Annotated in this window: 21 protein-coding genes; 17 read left to right on the top strand and 4 right to left on the bottom strand. The window is 69.8% G+C overall.

What is annotated here, in order from left to right:
• Window positions 1–178 precede the first annotated feature (178 nt).
• On the top strand, window positions 179–1228 hold the full coding sequence (locus AC6JA9_RS01875) for an AI-2E family transporter (RefSeq protein WP_223751464.1): 1050 nt from the start codon (window positions 179–181) through the stop codon (window positions 1226–1228).
• A 104-nt stretch (window positions 1229–1332) separates the two neighbouring features.
• Here the strand turns inward: AC6JA9_RS01875 and bioA are convergent, their stop codons facing one another.
• Window positions 1333–2664 (bottom strand): adenosylmethionine--8-amino-7-oxononanoate transaminase, encoded by a 1332-nt coding sequence (gene bioA, locus AC6JA9_RS01870; RefSeq protein WP_483576755.1) that lies wholly within the window; start codon window positions 2662–2664, stop codon window positions 1333–1335.
• A 223-nt stretch (window positions 2665–2887) separates the two neighbouring features.
• Between bioA and AC6JA9_RS01865 the strand changes: the two genes are divergently transcribed.
• From AC6JA9_RS01865 to AC6JA9_RS01855, 3 genes are all read left to right on the top strand, one after another.
• On the top strand, window positions 2888–3682 hold the full coding sequence (locus tag AC6JA9_RS01865) for an acyl-CoA desaturase (RefSeq protein WP_223751466.1): 795 nt from the start codon (window positions 2888–2890) through the stop codon (window positions 3680–3682).
• A 149-nt stretch (window positions 3683–3831) separates the two neighbouring features.
• A complete protein-coding gene (locus AC6JA9_RS01860; RefSeq protein ID WP_483576752.1) occupies window positions 3832–5013 on the top strand; it encodes a GNAT family N-acetyltransferase in 1182 nt (393 codons plus the stop codon).
• Between the two features lie 232 nt (window positions 5014–5245).
• Window positions 5246–5935, top strand: coding sequence for a suppressor of fused domain protein (locus AC6JA9_RS01855; RefSeq protein ID WP_223751468.1), 690 nt, complete (start codon window positions 5246–5248; stop codon window positions 5933–5935).
• On the opposite strand, the gene AC6JA9_RS01850 is transcribed toward AC6JA9_RS01855, so the two are convergent.
• Entirely contained in the window at window positions 5936–7960 is a 2025-nt protein-coding gene (locus AC6JA9_RS01850) for a PAS domain-containing sensor histidine kinase (RefSeq protein ID WP_497958999.1), read from the bottom strand.
• Window positions 7961–8206: 246 nt separating this feature from the next.
• Here AC6JA9_RS01850 and AC6JA9_RS01845 point away from each other — a divergent pair, with 246 nt between their 5' ends.
• Together AC6JA9_RS01845 and AC6JA9_RS01840 are read left to right on the top strand one after the other, a co-directional pair.
• Window positions 8207–9283 (top strand): dipeptide epimerase, encoded by a 1077-nt coding sequence (locus AC6JA9_RS01845; protein ID WP_497958998.1) that lies wholly within the window; start codon window positions 8207–8209, stop codon window positions 9281–9283.
• A 35-nt stretch (window positions 9284–9318) separates the two neighbouring features.
• The gene (locus AC6JA9_RS01840; RefSeq protein WP_141328413.1) at window positions 9319–9687 is read left to right on the top strand and encodes a hypothetical protein; all 369 of its coding nucleotides are present in this window, start codon (window positions 9319–9321) and stop codon (window positions 9685–9687) included.
• A gap of 10 nt (window positions 9688–9697) precedes the next feature.
• Here the strand turns inward: AC6JA9_RS01840 and AC6JA9_RS01835 are convergent, their stop codons facing one another.
• Complete coding sequence (locus tag AC6JA9_RS01835; RefSeq protein ID WP_223782177.1) at window positions 9698–10885, bottom strand: S41 family peptidase; 1188 nt, start codon at window positions 10883–10885, stop codon at window positions 9698–9700.
• Between the two features lie 154 nt (window positions 10886–11039).
• Between AC6JA9_RS01835 and AC6JA9_RS01830 the strand changes: the two genes are divergently transcribed.
• From AC6JA9_RS01830 to AC6JA9_RS01780, 11 genes are all read left to right on the top strand, one after another.
• A complete protein-coding gene (locus AC6JA9_RS01830) occupies window positions 11040–12212 on the top strand; it encodes an AAA family ATPase (protein ID WP_223751472.1) in 1173 nt (390 codons plus the stop codon).
• Window positions 12209–12979, top strand: coding sequence for a hypothetical protein (locus AC6JA9_RS01825; RefSeq protein ID WP_497958997.1), 771 nt, complete (start codon window positions 12209–12211; stop codon window positions 12977–12979). The genes AC6JA9_RS01830 and AC6JA9_RS01825 overlap by 4 nt, the downstream gene beginning before the upstream one ends.
• A gap of 151 nt (window positions 12980–13130) precedes the next feature.
• Complete coding sequence (locus tag AC6JA9_RS01820; protein WP_497958996.1) at window positions 13131–13778, top strand: LuxR C-terminal-related transcriptional regulator; 648 nt, start codon at window positions 13131–13133, stop codon at window positions 13776–13778.
• A 35-nt stretch (window positions 13779–13813) separates the two neighbouring features.
• The gene (locus tag AC6JA9_RS01815; protein ID WP_223782174.1) at window positions 13814–15355 is read left to right on the top strand and encodes an AAA family ATPase; all 1542 of its coding nucleotides are present in this window, start codon (window positions 13814–13816) and stop codon (window positions 15353–15355) included.
• A complete protein-coding gene (locus AC6JA9_RS01810; protein ID WP_223782173.1) occupies window positions 15352–16179 on the top strand; it encodes a hypothetical protein in 828 nt (275 codons plus the stop codon). Before AC6JA9_RS01815 ends, AC6JA9_RS01810 begins: the two co-directional genes overlap by 4 nt.
• Complete coding sequence (locus tag AC6JA9_RS01805; protein ID WP_408888398.1) at window positions 16176–17837, top strand: M48 family metalloprotease; 1662 nt, start codon at window positions 16176–16178, stop codon at window positions 17835–17837. The genes AC6JA9_RS01810 and AC6JA9_RS01805 overlap by 4 nt, the downstream gene beginning before the upstream one ends.
• The gene (locus AC6JA9_RS01800) at window positions 17837–18403 is read left to right on the top strand and encodes a hypothetical protein (RefSeq protein WP_473570955.1); all 567 of its coding nucleotides are present in this window, start codon (window positions 17837–17839) and stop codon (window positions 18401–18403) included. Before AC6JA9_RS01805 ends, AC6JA9_RS01800 begins: the two co-directional genes overlap by 1 nt.
• Window positions 18400–19704, top strand: a complete 1305-nt coding sequence (locus AC6JA9_RS01795) for a phenylacetate--CoA ligase family protein (protein ID WP_497958995.1) — start codon at window positions 18400–18402, stop codon at window positions 19702–19704. Before AC6JA9_RS01800 ends, AC6JA9_RS01795 begins: the two co-directional genes overlap by 4 nt.
• Before the next feature lie 161 nt (window positions 19705–19865).
• Window positions 19866–20090, top strand: a complete 225-nt coding sequence (locus AC6JA9_RS01790) for a hypothetical protein (RefSeq protein ID WP_267698451.1) — start codon at window positions 19866–19868, stop codon at window positions 20088–20090.
• A gap of 339 nt (window positions 20091–20429) precedes the next feature.
• Complete coding sequence (locus AC6JA9_RS01785; protein WP_407940370.1) at window positions 20430–22547, top strand: sensor histidine kinase; 2118 nt, start codon at window positions 20430–20432, stop codon at window positions 22545–22547.
• Window positions 22548–22596: 49 nt separating this feature from the next.
• Window positions 22597–23595, top strand: coding sequence for an aldo/keto reductase (locus AC6JA9_RS01780; RefSeq protein WP_223751483.1), 999 nt, complete (start codon window positions 22597–22599; stop codon window positions 23593–23595).
• Window positions 23596–23598: 3 nt separating this feature from the next.
• Here the strand turns inward: AC6JA9_RS01780 and AC6JA9_RS01775 are convergent, their stop codons facing one another.
• Window positions 23599–24402: a radical SAM protein gene (locus tag AC6JA9_RS01775; RefSeq protein ID WP_370641896.1), complete on the bottom strand. Its 804-nt coding sequence runs from the start codon at window positions 24400–24402 to the stop codon at window positions 23599–23601.
• Window positions 24403–24573: the final 171 nt, after the last annotated feature.

Raw genomic sequence — 24573 nt, 5'->3', positions numbered from 1 at the left:
TGATGGCCGGGCGTCGGGCTGGAGCCCACTCCACAGCCGGGCCGCTCCGGGCATGCGGGCACTGGCGCTCCGGCCCCATCGTGCTTACCGCGACACGGTGAACGGTGAGCCGGGGCCCGGGGGTACGGTGGCGGAGCAGGATGGAGCCAGACAGCGCTCTCAGGTGACACCGAAGACGGTGTTCACCGTGTGTTTCGCGGTGCTGGCGGTGGTAGCGCTCGTGGTGCTCGTGGTGCGCACGCGCGTGGCGCTCACGTTGACGGGCATCGCGGCGCTGATAGCGCTCGCGCTGGAGCACGGCGTGTCGCGGCTGGAGCGCTGGCGGGTGCCGCGCGCGCTGGCCATCGCGTTGATGCTGGCCGGCGCCCTGACGGTGCTGGCGACGCTGGCGCTGCTGGTGATTCCGGCGACGGCGGCGCAGGTGGACGCGCTCGTGGTGCAGTGGCCGCAGCTCTGGCAGGAGGTGCGCGACTCGCGCCCGTTCCGAGGGCTGAACCAGCGGCTCCACAACCTGGGCTGGATTCGCCCGCTCGAGGACGCGACGCCGGAGCTGGCGACGGGGACCTTGCCCTCGCTGCTCATGTACGCGCTGGGCAGCATGGTGGGGCTCGTCGGCGGCGCGCTGAGCGTCTTCTTCCTGGTCGTGTTCATGCTCGTCTTCGGCGGCGGCCTGCTCAAGCGGCTGCTCGACCTGCCCAAGCCCGAGCACCGGCTCCGCTACGTGCGCGTGATGCGCAACGTGTATCGGGCCACGGGCGGCTACCTGACGGGGCTCACGCTCATCTGCACGTTCAACGCGCTGCTCACCTCCGCGGTGCTCGCGGCCATGGGCGTGCCGTACTTCCTGCCGCTGGGCATCATGAGCGGCTTCTCCAGCATGGTGCCCTACGCGGGCCCCGTGGTGGCCGGCGGCTTCATCACCCTGCTGACGTGGGCCACGGGCGGCATGTGGATGGCGCTGGGCGTGCTCGCGTACTTCGTGCTGTACGGACAGCTGGAGGGCAACGTGCTGGCGCCGCTCGTCTTCCGGCGCACGGTGCACGTCAACCCGCTGCTCATCCTGCTCGCGGTGCTCTTCTGCGCGGAGCTGGGCGGCATCGTCGGCGCGGTGGTGGCGGTGCCCGTCGCGGCCACGGTGCAGATCATCTTCCGGGAGATCCTCCTCTTCCGGCAGGAGCGCCGCATCGCCAGGCCCGAGTCTCCACCACCACCCTCCGTGCTGACCTGAGTCACCCAGGCTGACGCGAGACGGTGGCCGCTCCACGCGGCGGACCTCCGCATGCACGGCCGCGAGCGACACGCGTCCCGGTGAGACCCGAAGCGGCGAGCGCCTCAGCCGCCCGCCACCTCGCGCAGCGACTCCTCCATGCCGCCCAGCAGCTCGTCGAGCGCTGTGTCCGGGATGTTCAGCGCGGGGGCGATGTACACGGTGTCGCCGAGCGGGCGCAGGTACAGCCCCCGCTTGCGCGCGGCCTCGTACACACGCCATCCACCGCTGGCGAGATAGCCACCGCCGCCCAGGTCCACCGCGCCCACCATGCCCACGGCGCGCGGGCGCACCAGGCCCGGAATCGTCGCGGCCATCCGCTCGAACGCGGCCTTCACCTTCGGCGCCTTGCGCGCCACCTGCCCCAGCACGTCCTCGTCCCGGTACACCGCGAGCACCTCGCGCGCGATGGCCGCGCCCAGCGGGTTGCCGCAGTACGAGTGCCCGTAATACAGCGCCCGCGACGACGCGCCGAGGAAGCCCGAGAAGATGCGCTCCGACGCGAGCGTCACCGCGAAGGGCATCAGCCCGCCCGACAGCGCCTTCGCGAGGCAGAGCAAATCGGGCACCACGCCCGCCAGGTCCACCGCGAAGCGCGCGCCCGTGCGCCCCAGGCCGGTGAAGACCTCGTCCGCGATGAGGAACGTGTCCACCCGACGGGTGGCCTCGCGCACCGCGCGCAGGAAGTCCGGCGAGTACATCTGCATGCCAGAGGCGCCCTGGATGACGGGCTCAACGATGACACCCGCGATGTCCTCCGGGTGCTCGCGCAGCGCGGCCTGCACCTGGGCGAAGGCGCGCTCCCAGCCGCCCTCCTCCGCCGGCGACGGCACGTGCACCACGTCGAACAGCAGCGGGCCGAAGATGTCGCGAAACTCGCGCACGCCGCCCACGCTGGTGGAGCCCAGCGTCTCGCCGTGGAACGCGCCCGTCAGCGTGATGAAGCGCGTGCGCTTGGGCTGCCCGTTCTGCGCCCAGTACTGCGCGGCCATCTTGATGGCCACCTCCACCGCGGTGCTCCCGTTGTCCGAGTAGAAGACGCGCGACAGGCGCTCCCCCGAGGGGAGGTCCGCGCGCTGTGCGCCCGGGGCGATGGCGACCAGCTCCGCGGCGAGCGCGGCGGCGGGCTCGTGCGTGATTCCGGCGAGCGAGACATGGGGCAGCCGGCCCGCCTGCTCGACGAGGGTGCGCACCAGCCGAGGGTGACGGTGGCCCAGGGTGGACACCCACCAGGAGCCGTTGGCGTCCAGGTAGCGCCGCCCGTCGACGTCGAAGAGGTAGGGCCCCTCCGAGCGCGCGATGACCAGCGGGTTCGTCCCCGCGATGTACGCCTCCATGGCGGTGTACGGGTGCCAGACGTGCTGCTTGTCCAGCTTGACGATGTCGGCCCGCTCCATGGGTGTTCCCCTTCCCTGCGTGTGACGTGTAGGCGAAGTGCTCCGTACCGGAAACCGGGCCCCTTGCGCCCCGCGTCAACGCGGCGGGCCACACGTTGGACTGATGGGGGCCTGAAGCCGGGGGCCATCCGAGGGTCCACGGGAGGCATCTTCCGGCCCGGGATGACGTGGCCATGACATGGGCGGTGTTGGCTCTCCTGGACACCGAACCGGGAAAAGCGCCATGGCCGTCCTCATCTTCTTCGTCTCGCACTGGCTGCTCTGCGTGTTCTTCCAGAGCTTCTTCCAGCACCGGTACGCCGCGCACCGCATGTACACCATGGGTCCGCGCACGGAGCGGGTGATGCACCTGCTCACCTACCTGGTGCAGGGCTCGTCGTACCTGTCGCCCAAGGCCTACGCGATTCTTCACCGCGAGCACCACGCCTTCTCGGACACGGAGAAGGACCCGCACTCGCCGCACTTCTTCACGGACGTGTTCCGGATGATGCTGCACACGAAGACGCGCTACGACGACTTCGCGTCGGGCAAGGGTGAGACGGAGAAGCGCTTCCTCGGGGGCTATCCCGAGTGGCCGCTGGTGGACGACACGCTGCGCAACTCGTGGGTGGCGACGCTGGGCTGGGTGGCGTTCTATTCCTCGTTCTACGTGCTGTTCGCCACGTCGCCCTGGCAGTTCCTGCTGTTGCCGGTGCACTTCCTGATGGGGCCGGTGCACGGGGCCATCGTGAACTGGTGCGGCCACAAGTACGGCTACCGGAACTTCGACAGCAGCGACAAGTCGCGCAACACGCTGCCGGTGGAGGTGCTGTGCATGGGTGAGCTGTTCCAGAACAACCACCACAAGTACGGCAGCAGCCCGAACTTCGCGGCGCGCAGGTTCGAGGTGGACCCCACGTGGCAGGTGATGCGCGTGCTGGCGAAGCTGGGCGTCATCCGCATCGCCACGCCCCAGCGCGCGGTGTGGCCGGAGCCCCGCGAGGCGGCGCGTGAGGCAGGCGCCGCCCGGGCGGCCTGAGGCCTCTTCCAGATTTCGAAGGACACGTCGCGCCGAGGGGATGACCGTCCCCCCGGCGCGAGTCGTTTCCGGCCGTTACCTCCACCGGAGGCCGGGCGAGCGGGCGGGTGGGCGGCGCGAACGCGGGGCACGCGTTAGAACTGCTCCCCGTGCCTACAGAGACCCCGCTCCGCCTCCGTATCCTCGACGCAGTGACAGACGTCCCGGCCGCTGACTGGGACGCGCTGACCGGCCTGGACGCACCGCCCTTCATCAAGCACGCGTGGCTGGCGGCGATGGAGGAGAGCGGCAGCGCCACCGAGGAGACCGGGTGGGCGCCGCATCACCTGACGCTGTGGCGGGGCGAGACGCTGGTGGCCGCGGCGCCCGCGTATCGCAAGTTCCACAGCATGGGCGAGTACATCTACGACTTCGGGTGGGCGGACGCGGCGGCCCGGCTCGGCGTGGAGTACTACCCGAAGCTCGTCGTCGGCGGGCCGTTGTCCCCGGCCACGGTGCCGCGCCTGCTGGTGGCCTCGGGAGAGGACGTGCCCGCGATGCGCAAGGCGCTGCTCGCCGCGGCGGTGGAGAGCGCCGAGGAGGCGGGGTGCTCGTCGGTGCACTTCCTCTACCCGACGGACGACGAGGCGGACTTCCTGGAGGAGCAGGGGCTGGCGCGCCGGGTGACGCTCCAGTTCCATTGGAAGAACCCGGGGTACGGCGGGTACGACGACTACCTCGCGCGCTTCGACTCCAAGCGGCGAAACCAGCTCAAGCGCGAGCGGGCGGCGGCGGCCACGCAGGGAATCCTGCTGCGCACGGTGCGGACCACGGAGCTGACCCCGGCGCACGCGAAGCGCGCGTATGAGTTCTACACGGCCACGTGCGAGCGGCACGCGTGGGGGCAGATACAGCTCACGCCGGGGTTCTTCTCGCGGGTGTTCAAGGCGATGCCGGACCAGGTGGAGATGGTGGAGGCGGTGCGCGAGGGCCGGGTCATCGCGGGGGCCTTCAACCTGGCGACGAAGGAGCGGCTCTATGGCCGCTATTGGGGCAGCACGGAGGAGCACCCGTTCCTGCACTTCCACGTGTGCCTGTATCACTCGGTGGACGACTGCATCCGCGCGGGGCGCAAGGTGTTCGAGCCGGGCGCGGGCGGTGAGCACAAGGTGTCACGAGGCTTCGAGCCCACGGCGGTGCACAGCGCGCACGTCATCTTCGACCGCAGGCTGGACGGCGCGGTGCGCGACTACGTGCGGCGCGAGCGGGCGCGGCTGAACATGGCGGTGGAGGAGGCCGAGCAGATCTGCGGCCTCAAGCCCTGGCCCCTGAAGCAGGCCAGCGGCACCTGACCCTCGTCGGCTGAGACTTTCCGCCGGATTCGCGGGGCTCCAAGGGTGCCGAGCCGCCGTTCAGGCACCTCCAGGCCCCCCGCTGGGCCCGCGCCGAGGCCTTGCCCCGAGGACGAGCCCCTCCCGGGCCCCCTCCGGGGGGGCCGCCCGCTGTCTCCCACCAGCCAGGCGCGCGCCCAGCCCCTCACGGGGAAGTTGAGAAACCGGGGTGACCCTCTAGAGTAGACGCGTCATGAAAGCCCCGGAGAAGGACGAAGACTTCATCCAGTGGTACGAGGACTGCTGGGCGGACCGCGATGAAGTCGAGTACCCCAAGCTGTTCGGCGCCATCGACGAAGGCGTCTTCACGCTCGACCAGACGGACGCCATCCAGGCCTGGATGGAGAGCGAAATCGCGCAGGTAGAAGGTGAACCGGACCCCAACTGGGGCCCCATGGGCGTGCGGGTGGCCAAGCCCAGCCCCGACTACCCCTACTGGACCTACGTCACCAGTGGCCTGTCCAACCCCTTCACCATCGCCCCCGGTGAGGAGATCGCCCCCGACGCCGCCAGCGGCATCGGCTACGAGATGGTCATCCACACGCCGGAGGAGGCCAAGTGGCCCGTGTTCCGGCTGCTGGACATGATGGCCTACAACCTCGTGTGCATGCGCGCGTTCGCGCTCAACCACCGCTACCCCGTCGAGGGCACGCTGGACGGCGGAGACTCCAAGCTCAGCGGCTTCGTCTTCGTCCGGGACCCGTCGCGCCCCGACCACTTCGCCCTGGAGAGCGGCAAGGTGCAGCTGCTCACGCTCGTCGGCGTCACCAAGAACGAGATGGCCTTCGCGCGCTCCAACGGCATGGACAAGCTGATGGAGAAGCTGGTCGCCGCGGGCTCGGGCTACATCACCCGGCCCGAGCGCGACGAAGTGAAGCTGTAGTCACCCTCTTCGCGCCACGCGCGGCAGCGGCTCCAGGGCCCTGTCGCGCGGGGGCGCGCCCTCCACCAGCGCCCTGAGCGTCCCCGGGTCGAACGGCTTCTCGATTCGCGGCAGCGGCACCGACTGGAGGAACGCCCGCGCCCGCTCGGTGAAGGCGCCGCCCGTCATGAAGACGAAGCGCGACAGCAGCTCCGGCCCCCGCGCCGTCAGCTCCGCGTGCAGGTCCATCCCCGTCAGGTCCGCCATCATCAAGTCACAGAAGACGCGGTCGAAGTCCGCGTCGCGCTCGAGCAGCGCCAGCGCCTCGCGGCCGCTGTGCGTCACCACCACCTCGTGGTGCCGCCCCAACAACCGCCGCAGGAGCGACGCGAGCTGAGGCTCGTCGTCCACCACCAGCACCCGCTTGCGCTCCGGCACGTCCCTGGGCGCGCCCTGGGCCACCGCGTCCGCCACCACCGCCGTCACCGGCAGGCGCACGCGGAACATGCTCCCCGCGCCGGGCGTGGTGTCCACGCTCAGCTCGCCGCGCATGCTGCGCACCATGCCCAGGCTGGTGGACAAGCCCAGTCCGCTGCCCTCGCCCACCGCGCGCGTGGTGAAGAACGGCTCGAAGACGCGCTCGGCGACCTCGGGCGTCATGCCGTGGCCCGTGTCCGCCACCTCCACCACCACCCACGGGCCCTCCAGCCACGTGGACAGCGTGACGCGGTGCCGGGTGAAGTCGCCCTCGGGAATCGCGTGCGCGGCGTTGACCAGCAGGTGCAGGAACACCTGCCCCAGCCGCGCCTCGTGCGCCATCACCGTGGGCACCTGCGAGTACCTCCGCACCACCTCCGCCCGGTAGCGCAGGTGCGGCATCGCCATGGCCAGCCCGAACTCCAGCGCCGCGTGCACGTCCACCGGGGACAGGTGCGGCTCGTCCGCGCGGGCGAACGTCTGCAAATCACGCACGATGACGCGGATGCGCTCGGCGCCCTCGCGGGCCTCGCGCAGCGCATCCAGCGCCTCGGCCAGCGGACCGCCCTGCACCTGGCCCTGCAGCACCGTCTCCATCTGCTCCAGCGCGAACTGGAGGTTGCCGCTGACGTAGGAGAGCGGGTTGTTGATTTCGTGCCCCACGCCCTCGGCGAGCTGACCCGCCATGGCCAGCTTCTCCGACTGCACCAGTCGCTCGCGCGCGGCCACCAGCTCCTGCGTGCGCTCGCGCACCAGGGCCTCGGCCTCCAGGCGCCCCGAGTGCTCACGCGTCAGGAGCGCGTCCCGCTCCGCCTCCGCGCGCTTCTTGCCGGTGATGTCTCGCGAGAAGACGGAGACGTTCTGCCCCGAGCACCACGCGTGCACCTCGTGCCAGCGCTCCGGCGAGGTGCGCACCTCGAAGATGGTGGACGAGCCCTCGGCCGCCACTCGCCGCAGCTCACGCTCGAACAGCGTGCCCACCAGCTCCGGGCACGCCTGCCACAGAATCCTGCGGAAGACCTGCTCCTGCGTGCGCCCGGTGATTTCAGCGGCCTGGCGGTTCACGTAGGTGATGCGCCACTCGGCGTCCACGGTGAAGAACGCCTCGGGGGTGCTCTCCAGCACGTCGCGCACCCAATCCAGCGTGTCGCGAAGGCCCTCCTCCATCCGCAGCGCGCTGGTGACGTCGCGCAGGCGCAACAGCACACCGTCGCGCAGCGGCACCGCGGTGCCGAGCAGCCACGCATCACCTTCCGGGAAGCTGTCCGCGGCGGGTCGCCCTGACTCCACCACCTGCTTGAGGATGGCGAGCCGACCGCCGAGGCCCGCCACCGGCGAGACGTCGCCCAATCGCTTGCCGCGCAGCGAATCGGTGCCGTGCCCGAGCGCGCGTGAGGCGGCGGGGTTGGCCCACAGCCACTCGAAGTCGACGATGGCGCCGGACGCGTCGCGCACGGCGCTCAGCACCATGCACCCTTCCGAGTCATGGCGCTCCGCCTCTTCCAGCGCCTCCAAGAGCGTGTCCGCGCCCAGGGCCGGGACTGTCTGTCTCGTGTCCTTCGCCGACATGCCCCGCTCACTCCGGGCATCCGCGCCACCCGGAGGCCAAATCTCCGGAACCCTTCAGCAGGGCCGCAATTCCTGGAAACGTCCGGAGTCCCCGCATGTCGCCATGAAAGGCTCGCAGGCACAAGCCGAGGATGTGAGACCCACATCCGCCTCCCTGACACCTCGGAGCACCGGGTTGAATACGATGAGCCGACCTCTCGCGTGTCCCCTTCTATCCAGGGAGCGGACCAGGATGCCTTCCCGGACATGACGCCCACCCTCATCACCGCCGTCCACTTCGAGCCGTTGGACCTGCCGTTGACGGAGCCGTTCGGCATCGCGACGGGCGCGCAGCACGCGGCCGAGAACGTGTTGGTGAAGCTGACGCTCGCGGACGGCACGGTGGGCCTGGGCGAGGCGGCGCCATTCCCCGCGGTGAGTGGGGAGACGCAGGCGAGCACGCTCGCGGCGCTGGAGGGGGTGCGTGCGGGACTCATGGGTCGGGACGTGCGCGCGTGGCGGCCGTTGTCCGAGTGGCTCGGGGATGGACTGGCGCTGGCGCCGGCGGGGCGGGCAGGCGTGGAGATGGCGGTGCTGGACGCGCTGGCGCGGCATCACCGGGTGCCGCTGTACGTGATGCTGGGGGGCGCGGGGACGGTGCTGGACATCGACATGACGGTGACGGTGGGGGACGTCACGCACGCGGCCGAGTCGGCGCGGTCCATCCTGAAGCGCGGCATCACCACGTTGAAGGTGAAGGTCGGCGCGCTCTCTCCGGACCAGGACGCGGCGCGGATGGTGGCCATCCACGAGGTGGCGCCGCGGGCGCGGCTGTTCGCGGATGCGAACGGGGGTTACGACGTGGCGGAGGCGCTCGCGTTCGTGAAGGAGCTGGAGCGGGCGGGGGTGCCGCTGGCGTTGCTGGAGCAGCCGGTGCCGGCGTCCGACGTGGCGGGGATGGCGGAGGTGGCGAGGCGCTCGAAGGTGCGGGTGTGCGCGGACGAGTCGGCGCGCTCGGCGAAGGACGTGCTGCGGCTCATCCGCGAGGGGGCGGCGCACGGCATCAACATCAAGACGATGAAGTGCGGGGTGGTGGAGGCGCTGACGATGTGGAGCCTGGCGCGGGCGGCGGGGTTGGAGTTGATGGTGGGAGGGATGGTGGAGAGCGTGCTGGCGATGAGCGCGTCGGCGCACCTGGCGGCGGGGCTGGGGGGCTTCACGTACGCGGATCTGGACACGCCGTTGTTCATCGCGCGGCATCCGTTCCGAAGCGGGATTCGGTACGAGGGCTCGCGGTTGCACCTGGATGAAGGGGCGATGGGGCACGGTGTCACATTGAGCTGACCCAAGAGGTGGCGCGCGCGCGTTAGGATGGGCGCATGGGTCTGGCCGTCTGTGTGGGTTGCGGCGAAACGAAGGAGGGCGCGTTCGACGTCTGCGACGGGTGCGGTCTGGACCCGGCGCGCGGCGGCACGGACCGGATGCTCCAGGCGCGCAGCCTGTGGTTGTCGGAGCGGTTCTTCTCGGAGCGGGAGCTGGTGGAGCTCGGGCGCAAGCTGAGCACGGGCGAGCCGGTGGCCTATGACACGGGGCAGCTGTCGCAGCTGGTGGACGAGCTGAAGACGCAGAAGCTGCCGGTCATCTCCCAGGCGTCACCGGGGTGCTCCATCGTGACGTGGAGCCTGTTGGGCATGTTGCTGGCATTGGCCGCGGGGCTCGCGTACCTGTATGGCACGTGGAGACACTGAGACTGTTGCATCAGGGTGACGGCGCTGCCGTGGCGGCGACGTCGAGGGCCTTGTCGAGCTGCGGGTCCTTGCCGGAGGCGTAGGGCAGAGTGTCGGGGACCTCGACGTCCACGGGGACGCCGACGCCCTCGAGCAGGACGCCCTCGACTTCGACGGCCTCGACGGCGAGGTAGAGCAGGTCACCGGTGGACAGGCGCAGTGGGGTGCCGGCGAGCACGGCGCCCGCGGTGTGCTGGCCCACGAGGGTGGCGAGCCCGAGTCGCTTCATGGTGAAGGCGACGACTTCCTTCCCGCTGCGGGAGTTGCCGTTGACGAGGAGGACGGCGGGCTTGCGCCAGGTGGCGGACCACGGGTTGCGGCGGCCGTCTCGGCCGATGCCGACGAAGCGAGGGACGGCGCGGTCGAAGAGGTTGAGGAAGGTGGGACTGCAGCCGCCCCAGCCGTCGCGGAAGTCGATGACGACGGCGTCCGCCTGGGCGAAGTCGTCGGAGAGGGCGTCCTGGAGCTTCTGTTGATGCTCGGGGCCGGCGCACGAGTAGAGCTGCTGGTAGGCGACGCGGCGGCCCTGGTGGTCGATGACGCGGGTGCTGGCGTGCTGGGCGTCGAGCCACTCGGCCTTGGGGTTCACGAGGCGCGGGGTGATGGTGAGGACGGTGGGCTCGGCGCCGAGGGTGCGCTCGATGGTGAAGCGCGTGGGCTTGTTGACGCGTTGGGTGAGTGAGGCGACGGAGGTGAAGGGTTTGCCTTCGACGGAGAGGAGGCGGTCTCCGCGCAGCAGGCCGGCCTTGGCGGCGGGGCCGTGGGCGAAGACGTGGCGGGCGAAGAAGCCTTGTGGGGTCTCCTGGATGTCGGCGCCGATGCTGGGGACCTCGACCTTGGGGAGCTTGAGGTGGCGCTGGAAGATGGCGGAGAGGTCGGCGTGACCGGTGGTACCTCGCGGGTAGAAGGCGGTGTGCGAGGCGTTGAGTTCGGAGAGGGCGGCCTGGGTGCGCCGGGCGAAGTCGTCCGCGCTCGTGGCCGCGGCGCCGTAGCCCTGATGCTTCGTGGCCCAGGCCTCGCCGCGCTTCGCGTCGTAGAAGCGCGTACGGACGTGGTCGACGACTTCGTCACCGGGCTTGAGGAACGGGCTGGCGGCGTGGGCGCTCGTGGCAAGCAGGGCGGCGGCCAGCAGGATGCGGGGATAGAGACGCTTCGACATGGCCGCGGGCTCCTCCTGGTGGACAGTATCAGGCGCGTCATTCCTGGGACGACACGTGGAGGTGGAGTAGAACCGAACACCGAACGCGCCATTTGCGTTCTGCTGGGCTGGAAGAGTTCCCGGCACCCGACGTGAAGCGCCCGAGCGAGCACCCATGATTCACGAGCTGACCCTTCAGAACTTCAAAGGCATCGAGTCGGCAAAGCTCGCCATGGAGCGCCTCACCGTCATCGTGGGTCCGAACGCCTCTGGCAAGACCAGCGTACTTCAGTCCCTGGATGTATTGATGGGATGCGCTCATCCATCAACTCGTCGTGGCGACCTTATGAAGACCCATGGCGGGCCTCCCGGATTGCGCAAACGGGGTTCAGAGGCAGAACCAACATCCATCCAAGCATCCGGACATTGGCGAGGCGAACCTGGGCACGTCGAGCTTTATCTCATGCCGACAGAACCGGCGCAGAACGGCTCTCGGGGCTTCAGGCCCGAAGTCAGAGGCAGGTGGGGCGGGATGCGATTCGATGTCCCTCCGCCTACCAGTCCCATTCAGAGCAGTGCACCGCTCGATTTGCTTGGACTGCCCCCAGTTCTCGACGATTGGAATGCACGGGCGCTCTTGCGGCTTGAGGGGCGCAAGCTCGCAGAAGCGTCATACACGGAGTCCCTTGAGCCACGAGTCGAGTCGGATGGGACGGGGCTTGCTTCAGTCCTCGCACAAATGGCCCTGAATCGCCCTGACACATTCACCGAACTTCTCGAAGCACTCCGCAACGTCATTCCGCAGGTGAAGCGCGTACGACTCTCTCTGGCGGAAGTGAAGAGACAGGAGGTCGAGACGCTCCGCATCGACGAAGATGCCATCGCGAGAACCATTCATCGCACCTACTCTGGGCATCGACTCCTTTTTGATCTGAACGGAGCCGCGAACATCTCCAGTCAAGGCGCAAGTGAAGGCACGCTGCTCGTCCTCGGGCTACTGACCGTCCTCTTCAGCAACCCACGCCCCAAGCTCATCCTCCTGGACGACCTCGACCGAGGGCTTCACCCCAAGGCCCAGAAGGACCTCGTGGCGCAGCTCCGCAAATTGCAGGAGCAAGACCCGGAGCTGCAAATCATCGCGACCAGCCATTCACCCTACCTGGTCGACCACCTCGACCCCAAAGAAGTCCGCCTCTCCACGGTCCTGCCTGATGGTGGCATCCGATTCGCAGAGCTGACTCAGCATCCGGAGTTCGAGCGCTGGAAGGAAGTCATGCGCCCAGGAGAGTTCTGGAGCACCGTGGGGGAGGGATGGGTGGCGGACGTGCAGGAGAAGAAGGAAGGATGAGCAGCAGCCCGACGTCCATCGTGCTCATCTGCGAGGGGCCGGGGGACCATCGAACGGTGCCCACTCTCGTGGACCGGATGCTGCGGGAGTCCATCGATTGGATGGAGCCGGAAGTACTCGCGGAACTTCGCGAGTGGCGAGGGCAGACGCGTGGAGAGAGCTACCTCCCCTGGAAGGAGGTCCACACGCGAGCGAAGGCCGCCAACATCCGCATCAACGGCCACTTCAACGGTGAACCCGGCGCTCACGATGCCTTCGTTGCCCGCAGGGCACTCGCGTTGCTGCGGGGACACGGGGACGCCCCCATCCACGCGGTCGTACTGGTACGAGACAGCGACAACGACGAGGCACAGCGGCGTAAGGGGCTGGAGCAGGCCCGCGCGGAAGTCAGCAGTCTGGGTCCCATCCTCATCGGCATCGCGCACACCAAGCGGGAGTGCTGGGTTCTCGCGGGCTTCACTCCCGAAACCGATGACGAGAAAGCTCGTCATCAGGAACTGCGCCAAGAGCTTGGCTTCGACCCATGCCTCCGTGCGGAGGAGTTGACCGCGCAGCAGGATGGCGCGAAGCGCGACGCCAAGCGTGTGCTCAAGCTGCTGACCCATGGAGTCGTCGATCGCGAACACCTCAGCATGATGCAGGCGACGATTCAGCAACTCGAGGAGCGAGGACGCGGCACGGGCCTGTCCACGTTCCTCTCGGAGGTCCGCGAGAAGCTGGTGCCACTCTGGACGGGGGCACCTCCTCCTCGGCCCAAGCACAAGTAGCCCGAGTCTCTTCAAACTTCTTCATGGTCGGGACGGGCTTCGCTCGCGACCTCTTCCAGCTTTGTGAATCCACTGCCTTCGCGTTCAGCCGTGAGCACTCACGGTTCCGACGCGAGCGGCGCGTGGGGCACCTCGTTATGGAAGAGGCTCCGTGTTGGATGCATCCCTCTCACCCTTGCGTCTCGCGTTGGTCGCGGAGGACCCGCTCGCTCGAGGTGCGCTCTCACGAGTGCTCGGGGACCAGGGGAGCGAGCTGCAACTGTTGGCCTCGGGCACGCAGGTGGAGCTGGAGACCACGCGGGGCGAAGCGCCTGACGTGGTCCTCTGGGACACCGGTCTGCGCCTCGCCGAGACAGAGGCGCGATTGGACGCGCCAGACCTGGGCGCGCCGGTGCTCGCGCTGGTCGCGGACGACGCAGCGGGCGAGCTGGCACTCGGCGCGGGAGCCAAGGGACTGTTGTTCCGCGACGTAAGCCCAGGCCCGCTCACAGCGGCGCTGTACGCAGTGGCGCGAGGGCTCGCGGTGTTCGACCCGGGGCTCTCCGAGCTGCGGGCCAGCGCGAAGACCACGGCCTCCGTGAGCACGAGCGCTCAAGGACCGGATGCCCTCACGCCAAGAGAGCGCGAGGTGCTCGCGTTGCTGGCGGAGGGCCTGTCGAACAAGGCCATCGCGGACCGACTCGGCATCAGCGAGCACACAGCCAAGTTCCACGTGAACGCGGTGCTCGCCAAGCTGGGTGTCCAGCGACGCACCGAGGCCGTCGTCCGCGCCGCGCGCATGGGCCTCGTCACGCTGTGAGCCAATCGCCTCGTCGATGCTAGGCTCCCCGCCGCATGGCGAACCAGGATTGGGTGTCGCGCCTGCTCTCCGGGCGCGCGTCGGTGGACAAGGGGCTCAACGTCCACCTCTCCGAGCGTGACGGCGGCAGCCTCCACGACAAGATGCGGCAGGCGTACTGGTGGATCACCAACAACGCCGTCATCTGCCCCTACTACGACATCGAGTTCGGCGGCTCCGCCTCTCTCAAGAGCAGCGCCGGGGACGAGCTCCACCTCCCCGAGGACATGAGCTACAGCTCCTTCGTCCTCATCCCCCTGCTCACCCTCTTCACCTGCCGCCGAGCCCTCCTCATCGGCGGACCCGGCCGCGGCAAGACCACCTCCGCCGTCCTCATGGCCCTGCTCTCCGGCATGTCTCGCGAGGACATCCACCGCTCCATCCAACGCGGCCACCCTCAACTCTCCATCGCCGACCTGCTCGGCGCCCCCCTCCCCTCCGACATGCTCAAGGCGGAGGACCTCTCCGCCGTCAAGGTCAGCTGGCGCAAGTGGATCACCCAACGCGTCAAGATCATCGACGAGTACAACCGCATCCCCACCAAGACCCAGTCCGCCCTGCTCTCCCTCATGGCCGAGGGCTACGCGGAGATGATGGACCAGTACGTCTACGCGGGCCGCTCGTCCTGGTTCCTCACCGCCAATGACGACCAGGGCGGCGGCACCTTCCAGGTCATCGAGGCCCTCAAGGACCGCCTCGACGTCGTCGTGCGCGCCGTCCCCTTCAACTCGAACTTCATCGACACCCTCCTCCAGCGCATCGAAGCCGACAAGTCCCCCGAGGAGCTGCTCCCCAAGGACATCGTCTTCACCCCCGGCGAGCTGGAGCGCGCCTACACCTCCATCCTCGAGGTCGAGGTCCCCCGCGACGTCCTCGAGCGCGTGGCCTTCTTCCTCGGCCAGCTCGACTTCTGCCGCATGGCGTCCCCCCGCTTCGAGTTCAAGCACAAGGACACCCTCAAGCTCGCCGGGCAGACCGTGTCCGCCGTGTGCAACGAGCAGTGCCCGCTCGACAAGAAGGTACACCTCTGCACGCAGACCGAGAACGGCGTCAGCGTGCGCGCCTACCAGACCATCCTCCACTACGCGAAGGCGCTCGCCTTCTTCCGCGGCCACTCCGTCGTGGAGCTGGAGGACTTCCGTCAAATCGCCCCGTGGGTGCTGCACGAGAAGCTGGTCCCCAACACCCGCAGCGCCTTCTTCGAGGCGAAGGGCCACAAGCTCCTCCTCCAGGACCGCGTCGCGTGGATTCGCCACATGTTCGACATGGCCATGGGGCACCACGAGAAACACGAGCCCATCCGCCGCAAGGTGGGCGTGCTGCGCGAGGAGCTGGACAAGGGCCTGTCCGGCATCGACCTGCGCACCACCGAGAAGCGCCTCACCGCCGTCACCGCGCTGATGAACGAGCTGCTCACCAAGCAGGAGCTCTCCGGCCCCATCTACGAGGACCTCATCCACTTGAAGTCCATGTACAGCCGCTACCGGAACTACGCGACGTGGCTCAAGGAGAACCCGGGCGGCGGAGGTCGGCCGTGAGCAGCTACACCGACGAGCTTGAGTCCAGCGCCCGCGCCCGCTACGTCCGCTGGGACGCGGACCTGTGGCGCGAGCTGGTTCAAGGCCCCGCCAGAAAGCTCGGTGACGCCCTCACCCAGTCCGGCACCGCGCCGGAAGAAGCCGAGGAGCTGCTGCGCGCCTACCTGCGCCTGGGCGCCGAGGCCATCGGCCTGGGCTACCTCTACCCCGCCACCGCGGGACGCCAGAACTTCTTCACCCTCGCGTGGTCCGACCTGGTGCCCCGCCTGCTCACCGGCGTCCCCGCCCCCGAGCGCGCCGGCGTGCTCGCGCAGCTCTGGAACGTGGGCGAGAACCTGGAGTCCACGCCGCCGTGGGTGCAGCGCATCTTCTACCGCGTGAGCCAGCGGCTCGGCTCGCTCGCGGGCATCGAGGAGCGCCTGCGCGAGACGGCCGCGCTCGCGATGGAGCCTCCCGCCTCGAAGCTGGGCGACAAGGCCCAGCCCTTCCTCGTCGACCTGTCCCGCGAGGACAGCCGCTTCCTCCCCGGCGCGATGCACTTCCTCGCGCCCACCGTACTGTGCGTGCACGACCGGCACCGTCACGCGGTGGCCGGACGCGAGGCCGCGACGCAGGGCCTGCTGCTCGCGGACACGCCGATTCCGCTCGGCGCCATGGGCTGCCGCGAGACGCCCGAGGTGACGCACCAGCACACGCCCCACCTGGGCGCCGTGTCGTGGAACGACCCGCGCGTGGACGCGTGGTACGCCACCCTCACCAACGACTGGCGCGCCGCCGGCACGCTGGACACGTCGCAGCACGTGCTGGTGCTCGTGCCCGCATGAGCCCGTCGCGCTTCACGCCCGAGCACATCGAGCAGTGCTGGCGTCAGGCGCTGGCGCTGTGGGACGTGCAGGTGCGGCTGAGCCCGCCGGAGCCCCACGTCCCCTTCCAGCCGGACGCGGACCATGCGAACGAGCCGCTCGCGTACATCGACCTCGCCAGGCGACAGGTCTTCGTGCACTTCCAGCTGCTCCAATCCATGGGCGCGGCGGACAGTCTGTTGGCGGTGCTCGCGCATGAAATCGGCCACCACGCGAGGTTCCCCCACACGCTCGGCTGGGACGCGGAGCTGCGCGTCGTGGAGCAGCGGCTGGTCCCCGGGCTGAAGCAGTCGCTCACCAACCTCTTCTATGATTTGCAGGTGAACGAGGTGGTGGGCCGCACCCACGCGGAGGACCTGTGCCGCGTGTACCGGGGCTTCCAGCGCACGCGCGGCGACACGCCGACGTCTCCGCTGTTCTTCTTCTACCTCGCCATCTACGAGGAGCTGTGGGGCCGCGCGCCCGGGGACCTGGTGCCCTCCGCGGCGATGGCGCCGATGGAGGCGCAGTTCCCCGGCCTGCGCGCGGAGGCGCGGATGTTCGCACAGACGTTCTACGCGCTGCCGAACCCACGGCTGCAGTTCCTGTACTTCTGCGCCGCCTTCATCCGCTACCTCGGCAAGCCCGACGAGCTGTCCTACGTCCTGCCGCTCGGCGATGACGTGTCACAGCCGGACGTGGACGACTGGGACGCCGCGCTCCAGAGCGGAGGCCGCTGGGAGGACGTGCTCGACGAGGCGCGGGAGCGCGGGTGGCTCGACGCGGTGCCCGACACGACGGAGTCGGACCTGCTGGACCAGATTCGCCGCATCACCCACCACCTGCCGGGCGTGGGGGATGGGAAGCTGCGCCAGGCGCTCGTCGCGCGGCACTACCGGCGGCTCGTCGACCAGCACCTGGTGAAGCTGCCGTCCGCGCCGTCCCGCCCGGAGCCGTACCTGCGCACCACACCCCAGGCCTGGGAGCATGGCGACGACCCGTCCGCCATCGACTGGACGTTGACGGTGCTCACGCAGGGACACCTGGCCGCGGTGTCGCCACTGCGCCGCGAGCTGGAGGCCGACGTGCCGCCTCCGTCCGAGCTCGGCGTGCCCTCGGTGGAGCTCTACCTGGACACCAGCGGCTCCATGCCCGACCCCGCGCAGCAGCTCAACTCGATGACGCTGGCCGCGCAGGTGCTGTCCGCCTCCGCGCTGCGCAAGAAGGCGAAGGTGCGCGGCATCATCTACTCGCACCACGCGCCCGTCGTCTCGCCGTGGATGTACGACGAGGAGCGGGCGCGTGACTTCCTCCTGGGCTACATCGGCGGGGGGACGCAGTACCCCTTCGACATCCTGGGCGCGCTGTCCGAGGAGGACCCGGACGCGCTGCGGGTCATCATCTCCGACAGCGACTTCCTGGCGAACGTGACGGCGAAGGGGGCGATGGAGGCGCTGGTGCGCGCGACGAGGCGCTCGCGGCTGCTCGTGGCGTTCCTCGCGTTGGGGGAGGACCTGCGCGCGCGGCAGGTGCTCGGGCCGGTGTTGAAGGAGCGCAACTTCCGCCTGGTGGTGGTGAAATGGCTGTCGGACTTCGGCCAGGCCGCCGCGGCCCTGTCCCAGGCCCTGCTGGAGAAGTGATGGTCTTCGACGTCAAGGACATCCAGAAGCAGCTCACCGCGGCGCCCATCGTGTCGCCGTATCCGCACGACCTGGCGATGGCCATCGTCTGCGACACGTTCCGGCTCGCGGGCCTGAGGCCGCCGTCGCGTACGGACTGGGAGGACCTGGAGCGGCGCTCGAAGCAGGGGGCGCTCTTCCGGGAGCAGGTGGTGATGCTCGCGTACGCGCTGACGTCGTCCTCGCTGCGGGCGGACACGGTGGCGTCGCTGCGCAAGAACGTCGACACGCCGAGGCTCCTGCGCGGGTTCTTCCTGGAGGTGGAGCCGCTGACGGCGGAGATGATTCGCTCGAACGCGTTCCGCCAGGAGGAGTTCCTGCGCAAGTGGGTGCACGCGGTGGACGGGCAGGTGAAGGACGAGTCGCCGAAGGAGTCCGCCGCGCGGCGCAACCAGCTCGACTACCGCACCGCGCTCCGGGAGATGGAGCGGGCGGAGCAGGCGAGGAAGAAGGAAGCGGACCGGCGCGCGAAGGAACTCCAGGAGGCGGCCCAGCGGGCGACGGACGCGCGAGGGTGGCGCGAGTGACGTTGGGTCTCCCGTCGGACGCGCGCGTGGCGCCTCGCGCGAACATCCGTCGGGACACCGCCTCTCAGCGGCCCCATGTGCCCTGGGCGAAGGCAATCGCCCGCGAGCTGTCGCACTTCGCGTCGCTCGAGGATGAAGCCGAGGCGCGCGCGGCATTGGAGTCGCGCCTGGGTGCGCTGCGGGACACGCTGCTCGCCTCGCCGTACTACACGCGACGACTGCGGGAGGCCGGGTTGCATCCGGGGGATTTGCAGACGCTCGCGGACCTGGAGCACTTCCCCCTGCTGGAGCGCGAGGTGCTCGCCAGGCACTGGGACGAGGTGCCGCGACCGCTGGAGCCAGCGGACGAGGGCGTGGTGGTGCGCAGCTCCGGCTCCACGGGGGAGCCGGTGAAGGTGGTGCGGGACAGGCTGGACTGCCTGCACATGTGGGCGGTGCTGCGCTTCTGGCTGGAGCGAGCGGGCGCGGTGTTGCCGCCGCGTCCGCGGGTGGTGTTGCTGGACGCGCTGCCAGGAGGGCTGGAGTACTCGGTGCGGCTGCGCATCCTCGAGGAGGGGGCGCTGCATCGAATCTCGGTGTTGCGGGAGGATGCGAGAGCGCGGCTGTGCAGGGTGCGGCCGACGGTCCTCTTCTCGGACCCGGAGGGCCTGCGCTGGTTGGCGGAGCAGCGCGAGGTGCCCACGCCCGCGCTGGTGCTCACGTCGGCGCAGCACCTGCCCGAGGACACGCGCGAGGCGCTGGCGCGCGGGGTGCCGGCGCCGGTGCTCAACTACTACGCCTCCACGGAGACAGGCCCGCTGGCGTGGGAGTGCCTGCGGGGCGTGGGGCGCTTCCACGTCCTCGCGCCGGACGTGTGGCTGGAGCCGGGCAAGGACGAGGTCGTGGTGACGCGGCTGCGGCCCAGCGTGTTGCCGCTGTTGCGCTATCGCCCCGGGGACTCGGGCTCGGTGCGGCGCGACGCGTGTGCCTGCGGCTTCCATGGCTGGACGCTGGAGGGCTTCGGAGGACGGGGTGCCTGTCACTTCACGACGCCCACGGGTCGGCGGGTGGACGCGTGGGCGCTGGCGTGGGTGTTCAAGCACCACGCGCTGCGCGCCTTCCGGCTGACGCAGGTGGAGGGCACGCGCTTCGAGCTGGAGCTGGCCGACGCGCGAGAGCAGGACGTGCCCGCGCTGTGCGAGCGCCTCGCCGCGGCCCTGCGCAACCTCGGCTGGCGCGAGGCTCCGAGGCTTGAAGTGCGTGCCGTGAGCGCCGAGTCCCTGGTCACCGGCCTCAAGCCCCTGCCCTTCCGCGTCTTGTGAGCAGCCTCCGAAGCGCTGTCCGAGCGCCTCGCGCCGACCGTCAGGATTTGCGCCCCGTGTCAGGGCCGCAGGCCCCGCGAGCCGCCAACGCCCCAAGTGAAGTAACCGTGTGCGCAGGTCCGCCGTAATGAGGACACACCGCCCACTTGGAGGTACACGCCATGCTCCAGAAGCTCTCGTCGGCCCTTGCGTCGACGTCCTCGCGCGCCCTCGCGCCGTCCGGTCCGGAGAAGAGCGGCGACTGCTGCCCCTCGAAGAAGGACTTGAAGGAGCGCCAACAGGGCGCCGCCCTGCCCCAGGACTCCTTCCAGCGCATGGACAGGACAGACGACCTGGACCTTCGTCGGATGCGCGCCATGCTGGATGCCCCCATGAATCCTCTCTGACTCATGCGCCGCCGCGCCATACACAAACAACACACCTGAAAGTCTTCATCGCCAGCGTCAGACAACTCCGGGTCAACGGCGCCCCGTCCGACTGGAATGCCGCCGTCCATTGAACACGTTCGTACGGGAGGCACCTCGGCGGAGCACCGAGCGTGTTCATTCAATCACTTGCATCATCTAGGGGAGCGGACACCCCGCCAGTCGTACCATCATGCGAGCCCTGCCTCTCACCGCGAGCGCTTCCCCATCGAGCGCCCACGGTGTCACCCCGTCGTGAGGAGGCCTCTCGCCTTGCCCACGCCCGTCTCGCATCTGGAACCCACGCGTCCGTCCGGCGCCATGCGCGCCCTGGCCCCGCTGTCTCCCGACCCCAGGAAGGCCTGGAGCTGGCTGCAGCGCTCCTGGCTCGGCCGCTACGGCGTCGCGCTGCTCTTCTTCTGCTTCGCGCTGCTGCTCCAACGGGAGCTGTGGCCGCTGATGTCCAACAGCCCCTTCCTCTTCTTCTACGGCGCCGTCATGGTCGCCGGCTGGTGGGGCGGCTGGGGCCCCTCCCTCCTGGTGACGACGCTGTCGCTCATCGCCGTGGACCACTTCTTCCTGCCGCCACGGCTCACCCTCCAGATGCGCTCCGCGGACGTGCTCGCCCTGGGCATCTTCGCCCTGCTCGCCATCTTCATCACCAAGCTCAACGTGTCGCTCAGCCGCGCGCTGGAGGAGCGCGCCAGCCTGCTCGAGCGCGAGCACCAGGCCCGCGCCGCGTCCGAGGCCGCCAGGACACGCCTGCACACCATCTTCATGCAGGCCCCCGCGCAGATCTTCTTCCTGCGCGGCGCCTCGCACGACTTCGACTTCTCCAACGCCCGCAACAGCTCGATGCTCAAGAACCGCGACACCCTGGGCAAGCCCTTCCAGGAGGGCGTGGTGAAGGTGGGCGAGGAGGACGCGCGCGACGTGCTGGACCGCGTCTACGCCACGGGGGAGCCCTTCGTGAGCGGCGCCGTCCCGCTGCGCTTCCTCCAGGCCGACGGCATGGAGAAGGAGACCTTCCACAACCTCGTCTACCAGCCCACGCGCGATGCCCAGGGCCAGGTGGACGGCATCGCCGGCTTCGGCTTCGACGTCACCGACCTGGTGCACGCCCGCCAGCGCGCCGAGGCCCTGGCCACCGAGCTGCGCCAGGCCGAGTTCCGCACCCGCGTGCTCGCCGAGGTCAGCACCGTGCTCGCCTCGTCGCTCGACTACGAGGGCACCATGCGCAACCTGGCGCGGCTGGTGGTGCCCGCGCTCGCGGACTGGTGCTTCGTGGACCTGGCCCAGCCCGACGGCACCTTCCGCCGCCTGGAGGTCGCCCACGCCCGGCCCGAGGACGCCCCCGTCGCCGCGGAGGTCCTCCACTTCAACCTCATGCCCGAGGGCAACCCGCGCCACCCGCCCACCGCCGCGCTGCTGCGAGGCGAGGCCATCCTCCTGGAGGAGATGACGCCCGCGCACATCAAGCGCAGCGCGCACAACGAGAACCACGCCCGGGTGATGCTGGCCACGGGGCTGCGCTCGTTCATCGCCGTGCCGCTGGTGGTGCGTGGCCACACCATGGGCGTGTTCAGCTTCTTCACCTCGTTCTCCAACCGTCGCTACACGCAGGCGGACCTCGCCTTCGGGCTGGAGCTGGCCTACCGCGCCGCGCTCTCCATGGAGAACGCGCGACTGTACCGCGAGGCCCAGGAGGCCATCCGCCTGCGCGACGAGTTCCTCTCCATCGCGAGCCACGAGCTGAAGACGCCGCTGACGCCGCTGAGCCTCAAGCTCCAGGCGCTCTCGCGCGAGCTGGAGCGACACCCGGACAACATCCCCTACGCCGTGGTGAAGGGCTACGTGGACACCGGGGCCCGGCAGGTGAAGAAGCTGGCGGAGCTGGTGGGCGACTTGCTCGACGTGTCGCGCATCGCCGCGGGCAGGCTGGCGCTGGAGCTGGAGGACGTGGACCTGGGCGCGCTCATCCACGAGGTGGCGTCACGGTACGAGGCCCATGCGGCCAGGTCCGGCTCCTCGCTCCAGGTGGAGGGCGGCGAGGCGGGGCTCGTGGGCCGCTGGGACCGGCTGCGGCTGGAGCAGGTGGTCACCAACCTCATCGACAACGCGGTGAAGTACGGCGCGGGCAAGCCCATCGTGTTGAGTCTGGAACAAGGCCCCAGCCGCGCGCGCCTCAAGGTGCGCGACCAGGGCATCGGCATCGCGCCCGAGCACCTGCCCCGGCTGTTCGGCCGCTTCGAGCGCGCCGTGTCGGAGCGGCACTACGGCGGCCTGGGCCTGGGGCTCTACATCACGCGGACGCTGGTGGAGGCCATGGGGGGACGGGTGCGCGTGGAGAGCGAGCAGGGCCGAGGCTCCATCTTCACCGTGGACCTGCCACGGGAGCGTGTCGTTCCTGTTGACGTGTCGGCGTCCCAGCCGCAGTAAAGGCCCCCTTGGACTCACGGGACGCCGCGCTGGCGGGAGGGATGTCGACATGGAGACACGGACACTCGGCAAGCAGGGCCTGAAGGTGTCGGCCCTGGGCCTGGGCTGCATGGGGATGTCGGACTTCTACGCGGGCCGGGACGACGCGGAGTCGGAGGCCACGCTGCTGCACGCGCTGGACAGGGGCGTCACCTTCTTCGACACCGCGGACATGTACGGCTCCGGCAGCAACGAGGAGCTGGTGGGCCGGGTGCTCAAGCCCCACCGCGCGAAGGTGGTGCTGGCGACCAAGTTCGGAATCGTCCGCGACCCGAACAATCCGCAGGCCCGCGGCATCAACGGCAAGCCCGAGTACGTGAAGCAGGCGTGCGAGGCCAGCCTGCGCCGGCTGGGCGTGGAGGTCATCGACCTGTACTACCTGCACCGCCTGGACGCGACGACGCCCATCGAGGACACGGTGGGCGCGATGGCGCAGTTGGTGCGCGAGGGCAAGGTGCGGCACCTGGGCCTGTCGGAGGTGGACGCGGACACGCTGCGGCGCGCGTCGAAGGTGCACCCCATCACCGCGCTGCAGAGCGAGTACTCGCTGTGGAGCCGCGAGCCGGAGGACGGCGTGCTGCAGGCGTGCCGCGAGCTGGGCATCGGCTTCGTGCCGTACAGCCCGCTGGGGCGCGGCTTCCTCACGGGGCAGCTCAAGCGCTTCGAGGACCTGGCCGCGGATGACTACCGCCGCAACTCGCCGCGCTTCCAGGGGGAGAACTTCACGCGCAACCTGGAGCTGGTGACGAAGGTGGAGGCGCTGGCGAAGCAGAAGGGGTGCTCACCGGCGCAGCTCGCGCTCGCGTGGGTGCTGGCCCAGGGGCAGGACCTGGTCCCCATCCCGGGCACCAAGCGCCGCAAGTACCTGGACGAGAACCTGGGGGCGCTCGCGGTGAAGCTCTCGGAGAAGGACTTGAAGGACATCGACGCCGTCGCGCCTCCGGGGGTCGCCGTGGGCGCGCGCTACCCGACGACGATGCAGAGCACGCTGCCGAAGTCGGGCAAGTAGCTCTCAGGCCGGGGCGCCCGTGGGCCTCGCGCGAGGAAGCTGCGCGTGGGGCATCCACGGGCCGCTGGCGCCCAGGCAGTAGCGACAGGTGGCCAGGGGCGTGTCCCGCTCCAGCAGGCCGAGCATGCGCTCCAGCAGGTCCGGGGAGTCCAGGCGCACGCCGTCCACCTCGCCGAGCGCGGGCATCTGCGGATACGCGGGGCCGAGCACGGTGGCCACGTGGGGCGGACGGGTGCACGAGTAGAAGCGGCCCTGGTGGACCAGGTGGCAGCGGACCTTGAGCCAGCAGCGCGCGTGGACCTCGCGGACCTCGGCGTCGGTCGCGAGGGGTGCGTCCGGGGTGATTTGCTGGAAGGCGTCGATGCGCTTCACGGTGAGGTGGACGCGGTGACGCTCGCAGCGCTCGGTGATGCGGGCCAGGGACGCGTCCGTGAGCGGGGCCGAGGAGTAGACGGACAGGGTCATCCGGTCCAGGCGCTCGTAGACGGCGTCCGGTGCGCTCTGGGCGAGCAAGCCGTTGGTGGTGACGGAGAGCTGCTCGGAGATGCCGGAGGCGCGCGCGGCGTCGAGGACGCCTGCGAGGTCGGGGTGGAGGAAGGGCTCGCCGCCGGTGAGCTTGAAGACGCTGGGCTTGAGCACTCGCGCGAGGCGGGTGAGGTCGGCGCCGAGGGTGGCCGGGTCCACCGCCCACGCGGGCAGGTGCGGAGACATGGGGCAGCACTGCACGCAGCGCAGGTTGCAGTGGGTGACGACGTGCGTCTCCAGGGACCAGGTGAGGATTCGACCGTCGTGCAGCTCGTAACGCACGGAGGGGACTATAGCGGGGTTGCCGGCCAGCCCCGCGGCTTGCGACAGTCCCAGCGTGTCCGCGTCCCCCGGCGACCCGAGCGGCCCGCTCGCCATCCTGCCCTCCTACCAGGCCACGTCCGAGAGCACGGAGGCGTCCGTGTGGAGGTTGCTCGCACGGCGGCGTGCGGA

The organism is Myxococcus sp. MH1, from assembly GCF_059738865.1.
This window is presented reverse-complemented; position numbering and strand designations above follow the sequence as displayed.

Coding starts and splice junctions, on each gene's coding strand:
- AC6JA9_RS01825 (WP_497958997.1), top strand. CDS start 12,209: ATGAGCAGCAGCCCGACGTCCATCGTGCTCATCTGCGAGGGGCCGGGG.
- AC6JA9_RS01840 (WP_141328413.1), top strand. CDS start 9,319: ATGGGTCTGGCCGTCTGTGTGGGTTGCGGCGAAACGAAGGAGGGCGCG.
- AC6JA9_RS01835 (WP_223782177.1), bottom strand. CDS start 10,885: ATGTCGAAGCGTCTCTATCCCCGCATCCTGCTGGCCGCCGCCCTGCTT.
- AC6JA9_RS01805 (WP_408888398.1), top strand. CDS start 16,176: ATGAGCCCGTCGCGCTTCACGCCCGAGCACATCGAGCAGTGCTGGCGT.
- AC6JA9_RS01800 (WP_473570955.1), top strand. CDS start 17,837: ATGGTCTTCGACGTCAAGGACATCCAGAAGCAGCTCACCGCGGCGCCC.
- AC6JA9_RS01850 (WP_497958999.1), bottom strand. CDS start 7,960: ATGTCGGCGAAGGACACGAGACAGACAGTCCCGGCCCTGGGCGCGGAC.
- AC6JA9_RS01855 (WP_223751468.1), top strand. CDS start 5,246: ATGAAAGCCCCGGAGAAGGACGAAGACTTCATCCAGTGGTACGAGGAC.
- AC6JA9_RS01780 (WP_223751483.1), top strand. CDS start 22,597: ATGGAGACACGGACACTCGGCAAGCAGGGCCTGAAGGTGTCGGCCCTG.
- bioA (WP_483576755.1), bottom strand. CDS start 2,664: ATGGAGCGGGCCGACATCGTCAAGCTGGACAAGCAGCACGTCTGGCAC.
- AC6JA9_RS01865 (WP_223751466.1), top strand. CDS start 2,888: ATGGCCGTCCTCATCTTCTTCGTCTCGCACTGGCTGCTCTGCGTGTTC.
- AC6JA9_RS01815 (WP_223782174.1), top strand. CDS start 13,814: ATGGCGAACCAGGATTGGGTGTCGCGCCTGCTCTCCGGGCGCGCGTCG.
- AC6JA9_RS01785 (WP_407940370.1), top strand. CDS start 20,430: ATGCGCGCCCTGGCCCCGCTGTCTCCCGACCCCAGGAAGGCCTGGAGC.
- AC6JA9_RS01830 (WP_223751472.1), top strand. CDS start 11,040: ATGATTCACGAGCTGACCCTTCAGAACTTCAAAGGCATCGAGTCGGCA.
- AC6JA9_RS01790 (WP_267698451.1), top strand. CDS start 19,866: ATGCTCCAGAAGCTCTCGTCGGCCCTTGCGTCGACGTCCTCGCGCGCC.
- AC6JA9_RS01845 (WP_497958998.1), top strand. CDS start 8,207: ATGACGCCCACCCTCATCACCGCCGTCCACTTCGAGCCGTTGGACCTG.